Genomic DNA, 4,737 nt, shown 5'->3' on the forward strand with positions numbered 1-4,737 from the left:
CGCTGGCAGCGCATGCAGGCGCTCGGCGGCACGGGCCGGTCGGGGCGGGTCACCGGACCACCCCGGTGACACCAGGGCCGTCCGGCAGATGCGGGGCACAGGCAGGACACGCCCAGGCACCGTGGTCAGGGCCAAAAGCGGCGGGCGCAGTCGCGACGACCACAGCGGCGCCAGTGGGCCGACCGCACCCCGTACACAGCACAGTGACCGGGCGGCGGGGGCCGACACGCTGGGCGACGCCGATCGTGAGAGCCTGCTCCAGCACGGCCGCATCCGTCCACGGCCCGTCAGCACCGGGCAGCACCAGCCAGCGCAGTTCACCCCAGCGCCGCCCCGCCGGGGGCACACCGATGGAAAGACCACCCCGGGACAGCACCGCCACCCCGTCCAGACGAGGCCACCCGGCAGCCGCCCCGGGCTGGACAAACCACGTCATTAGACGGCCTGGGGTGTCCTCGATGACAGCGCCGGAACGTCCGTCAAGCGCGTCGAACACAGCGGGCGCGAGAGCGGCGGAGACGCGCACCGCATCCCACCACACCCCCGCACGCTGATACTCGATAGTCGGGCCGGGGGGTGGGCGCCAAGGCCCTGCATCGGCCGGAATGCTCACGATCTGCCCGCCTCTCTACACGTTTTGCAGTCGTGAGCACCGTAAGAGCGGTACAACGGACGGTGAGCACGCAGTGTGCGTGCCTTGTGCTAGGAGATGGACATGCCCACGAACGGTATCGGGCGCCGCATCGCCTACTGGCGCGAGCGTCGCGGCTTCACCCAGGCCGATTTCGGCAGGCTCATGGGCCAATCCCGCCGCTGGGTCCAAGATGTAGAGGGGGGCCACCGACAGACCGACCCCCGCTTGTCCATCCTCGAACGCGCCGCCGACATTCTGCGCATCCCCCTGGAACAGCTCTTGACTGACGCCCCCGCCCCGCCACCCCGCGCCCAACCCCCGGCACCCGTGCTCGCCGTTGTTGACGCCCTCCACCACACCGTTGACCAGCCCGCCCCCCAGGAAGCCGACCTACGTCGCCGCCTCACCTACTGCTGCGGGGCCTTCCAGGCATGCCACTACGGCGCACTGGCCCGGGAACTGCCGAAACTCCTCACGCTCACGCGCGCAGCCGTCGCAGCAGCCAACCTCGAAACCCGCAGCAGCACCCACGCCATACTGTCCCGCGTCTACCAACTCACCGCGTCCTACCTGCAAAAATACGGGGAAGCGACGCTTCCGCAGGCTTCCGTAGCCGCTGACCGTGCTCTGGCCGCTGCGGAGATCGCAGCCGACCCGGTCGCCATCGCCGCCGCCTCCCGCCGCGTCACGAAGAACATCTCCCGGCAAGGCCGCCCCGGAGCGGCCGTCGTCTTCGCCAGCACCACCGCGAACCGACTCCGCGCCGACCTTGAAACGCGTGGGCCAGAGGGGTTGTCCACGCTCGGCATGCTGTACCTGTCAGCTGCCATCGCCGCCACCGGCAACGCCCGCTCCCCAGACGCGATCAACGCCATGCAGAACCTCATCGGCGAAGCCGAAGACGTCGCCGACCAGCAGGGCGAAGACCTCAACGCCGACTGGACGAGCTTCGGCCCCACCAATGTCACGCTCCACCAGATTGATGCGCTCACACGCTTCGAGGACGGCTGGTCCGCCCTCGAAGCCGCTTCGTCCCTGGACGCCGAATCTCTCGCCGCCCTGTCTCGTGAGAGACGAGCACGCCACCTCATCACCGAAGCACGCGCCAACGTCTTGACCCGACGCCCGGACGCCGCCGTCCAGGCCGTCGTCACAGCCAACGCGCTCGCTCCCGAGGAAGTTCAGGGCCGCCCTTCGACGGTTTCCCTGGTGAAGGACCTGCTCGGCGCCAGCCCCGCGCCCGGCAGGGAGTTGCGTAACCTTGCCCAGCGGTGTGGACTCCGGGCATGACAAGGCCCGTTCTGTATCTGATCGCCTGCGCCGCAGGCCCCACCCAGCACATCGACATCGGCGTCCGGACGGCCCAGGCTGACGGCTGGGAGGTGTGCCTCATCCTCACCCCCACTGCCGCGCACTGGTGGGAGCCGCGCATGGGCGAACTGGAGACGCTGACGGGCCGCGCCGTGCGATCTCAGTACAAGCTGCCGGGCGAAGGAGACTCACTGCCGAAAGCCGCCGCGATGCTCGTGGCTCCCCTGACGACAACAAGCGCGTGCAAGTGGGCAGCAGGAATTACCGACACCGTAGCGCTGGGCATCCCAGCGGAAGGCGTGCACTTGGGGATACCCGTAGCCGCCATGCCGTTCTGGTCAACCGCCCTGGGAGCGCAGCCCGCCGTCAGCCGTGCTCTCCAGACACTGCGGGAGCAAGGCGTACGGGTGCTGGACGGCCCAGACGGATACGAGTCCCACCCGCCCAAGCAGGGCAATGCACGCGCCTACCCGTGGCACCGCGCACTGGCTGCCATCGCGTGATGCGACCCCGCCACGGGAAGGAGCGGGCCATGAAGAACCTCGGCTGGGACACGGTTTGGAAATGATCTCCTAAATCTCTCCCGGGTCATCGCTCCGGGGCGTCGGTTCCCTCGCTGGCCAGCGTCTCGTGGTGTCTGATCACCTCGGCGATGATGAAGTTCAGCAGTTTCTCCGCGAACGCGGGGTCCAGCTTCGCGCTCTCCGCGAGCTGCCGCAGCCGGGCGATCTGGCGCGCCTCCCGGCCCGGGTCGGCGGGCGGCAGCCGGTGTTCTGCCTTCAGCCGCCCCACCTGCTGGGTGCACTTGAAGCGCTCGGCGAGCATGTGCACCACGGCGGCGTCGATGTTGTCGATGCTGTCGCGCAGCCGCTCCAGGTCGGCCCGCACGGCGGCGTCGATCTTGCTCTCGCTCATGCCCCGACCTTAGAGGCCGGGCCGGGCCGCCGTGCCACGTGTCCAGCACCCGGGCGGGTTTCCCCGGTAGCGACGCGCAGACGCCACGGGGTGGTTCAGCCCTTGACCGCGCCTGCGGCCAGGCCCGTGGACAGGCGGCGCTGGACGAGGACGAAGAACACCAGGACCGGCAGGGTGATGAGGGTGGACCCGGCCATCACCGCGCCCCAGTCGTTGCTGTGCTGCCCGAAGAACCGGTGCAGTCCGACGGCGGCGGTGAACGTGGCCTCGTCCTGCAGGAAGGTGAAGGCGAACAGGAACTCGTTCCACGCGACGATGAAGGAGAACACACTGGTGGCCACCAGGCCCGGCGCGGCCAGCGGCAGCAGCACGGAGCGGAACATCCGCCACCAGGAGCAGCCGTCGAGGTAGGCGGCCTCCTCCACCTCGCGCGGGACGGCGGCGACGAAGCCGCGCAGCATCCAGATCGCGAAGGGCAGCGAGAACGCCAGGTAGACGATGGTGAGCCCGAGCAGGCTGTTGAGCATCGCCAGGTTGCGCATCTGCACGAACAGCGGGATGACCAGCGCCTCCAGCGGCACCATCTGCACCACGAGCACCAGGATCAGCACGGTGGTGCGCAGCCGGAAGGTGTGCCGGGCCACGGCGACGGCGGCGAGCAGGGCCAGCGCCCCGGAGAGTGCGACCGTCCCGGCGCCCACCAGCGCGGAGTTGAGCAGGAACCGGCCGAAGCCGCCCTCGGCGAGGACGAACCGGAAGTGGTCGAGGGTGACGCCGGACGGCAGCGGGGAGGCACCGCGGGCGCTTGCGCGCGGGTCGAGCGCGGAGGTCACCATCCAGTAGACGGGCAGCACGGTGAAGGCGAGCAGCGCGGCCGTGGCCGCACCCGTGCCCCAGCGTGCGGCCGCTGACGTCCTCACAGCGGTTCCCCCTTCTCGCGTCCCTCGGCGAACAAGGCCCGGACGTAGCCGACGGTGATGGCCAGCAGCAGCAGGGTGAGCAGCACGGCGATGGCCGCGCCCATGCCGTACTGGCGCTGCGCGAAGGACTCCACGTAGGACCACACGCCCAGATTCAGCACGGCCGGGTTGGCGCCGTTGCCGCCGGGCATGAGGTACAGCTGCACGAACACCTTGAAGTCCCAGATCGTGGAGAGGATGACGACGACCAGGAACACCGGTTTGATGGCCGGCACGGTGATGGACCAGAACCGCTGCCAGGCGCTGGCCCCGTCCACGATGCCCGCCTCGTGCAGTTCGCGCGGGATGGTCAGCAGTCCGGCGTAGACGGTGACGGCCACGAACGGGAAGCTGTGGTGGACGACGTTGAGGGTGGCGATGGCGTAGAACGTCAGCCGTCCGGTGAACCAGTTGGTGGCCGCCGGGTCGAGGACACCGAGCCCGCCCAGACCCTGCACGACGGCACCGCCGAGCGGGTCGAACAGCCACACCCACACGTAGGTGCCGGTGACCGCGGGCATCGCCCACGCCATCATGATCACGCTGGCGGTGAGGGTGCGCCACAGCGGGGTGAGCCGGGTGAGCAGCAGGGCCACGAGGGTGCCGAGGACGACGGTGAGGGCGACGCAGACGGCGGCGAAGGCGACGGTGTTGGGCAGCACCGTCGTCCACAGGTAGGAGTCGCCCAGGATGGTGGCGTAGTGGGCGCCGCCGTTGTAGTTGCTGGTGCCGCTGACGATTTCGCGAAGCCCGTAGTCCTGGAAGGACATCCACACCACGCGGACCAGCGGCCACAGCAGCAGCCCGCCGACGGCCAGCAGGGCGGGGGCGAGCAGCAGCCAGGGCCGCAGCGCGCGGCGGCGCCGGGCGGCGCGGGCGCCCTGGCCGGAGGGCGGCACCCGTGCCGCGCCCGGCACC

General features: G+C 70.0%; 5 protein-coding genes. 2 read left to right on the top strand and 3 right to left on the bottom strand.

Annotation, left to right across the window (positions count from 1 at the left end; all coding sequences use genetic code 11):
• Positions 1-715 precede the first annotated feature (715 nt).
• Both JJV70_RS21560 and JJV70_RS21565 read left to right on the top strand, forming a co-directional pair.
• Positions 716-1,924 carry a helix-turn-helix domain-containing protein gene (locus JJV70_RS21560; protein ID WP_257574354.1) on the top strand — a complete coding sequence of 403 codons (1,209 nt, stop codon included), beginning with the start codon at positions 716-718 and terminating at the stop codon, positions 1,922-1,924.
• Entirely contained in the window at positions 1,921-2,448 is a 528-nt protein-coding gene (locus tag JJV70_RS21565; RefSeq protein WP_219049712.1) for a flavoprotein, read from the top strand. The genes JJV70_RS21560 and JJV70_RS21565 overlap by 4 nt, the downstream gene beginning before the upstream one ends.
• A gap of 85 nt (positions 2,449-2,533) precedes the next feature.
• On the opposite strand, the gene JJV70_RS21570 is transcribed toward JJV70_RS21565, so the two are convergent.
• From JJV70_RS21570 to JJV70_RS21580, 3 genes are all read right to left on the bottom strand, one after another.
• Positions 2,534-2,860 carry a chorismate mutase gene (locus JJV70_RS21570; RefSeq protein ID WP_219049713.1) on the bottom strand — a complete coding sequence of 109 codons (327 nt, stop codon included), beginning with the start codon at positions 2,858-2,860 and terminating at the stop codon, positions 2,534-2,536.
• Positions 2,861-2,955: 95 nt separating this feature from the next.
• A complete protein-coding gene (locus JJV70_RS21575) occupies positions 2,956-3,780 on the bottom strand; it encodes a carbohydrate ABC transporter permease (RefSeq protein WP_308294950.1) in 825 nt (274 codons plus the stop codon).
• Positions 3,777-4,736: a sugar ABC transporter permease gene (locus tag JJV70_RS21580; protein ID WP_308294951.1), complete on the bottom strand. Its 960-nt coding sequence runs from the start codon at positions 4,734-4,736 to the stop codon at positions 3,777-3,779. Before JJV70_RS21580 ends, JJV70_RS21575 begins: the two co-directional genes overlap by 4 nt.
• Between the last annotated feature and the right edge of the window lies 1 nt (position 4,737).

Origin of the sequence: Streptomyces sp. JJ66 (assembly GCF_019303495.1) — a bacterium.
Classification (GTDB): domain Bacteria; phylum Actinomycetota; class Actinomycetes; order Streptomycetales; family Streptomycetaceae; genus Streptomyces.

What these genes read in the sequence shown, in the direction of transcription:
- JJV70_RS21560 (WP_257574354.1), top strand. Translation starts at nt 716, where the DNA reads ATGCCCACGAACGGTATCGGGCGCCGCATCGCCTACTGGCGCGAGCGT.
- JJV70_RS21565 (WP_219049712.1), top strand. Translation starts at nt 1,921, where the DNA reads ATGACAAGGCCCGTTCTGTATCTGATCGCCTGCGCCGCAGGCCCCACC.
- JJV70_RS21570 (WP_219049713.1), bottom strand. Translation starts at nt 2,860, where the DNA reads ATGAGCGAGAGCAAGATCGACGCCGCCGTGCGGGCCGACCTGGAGCGG.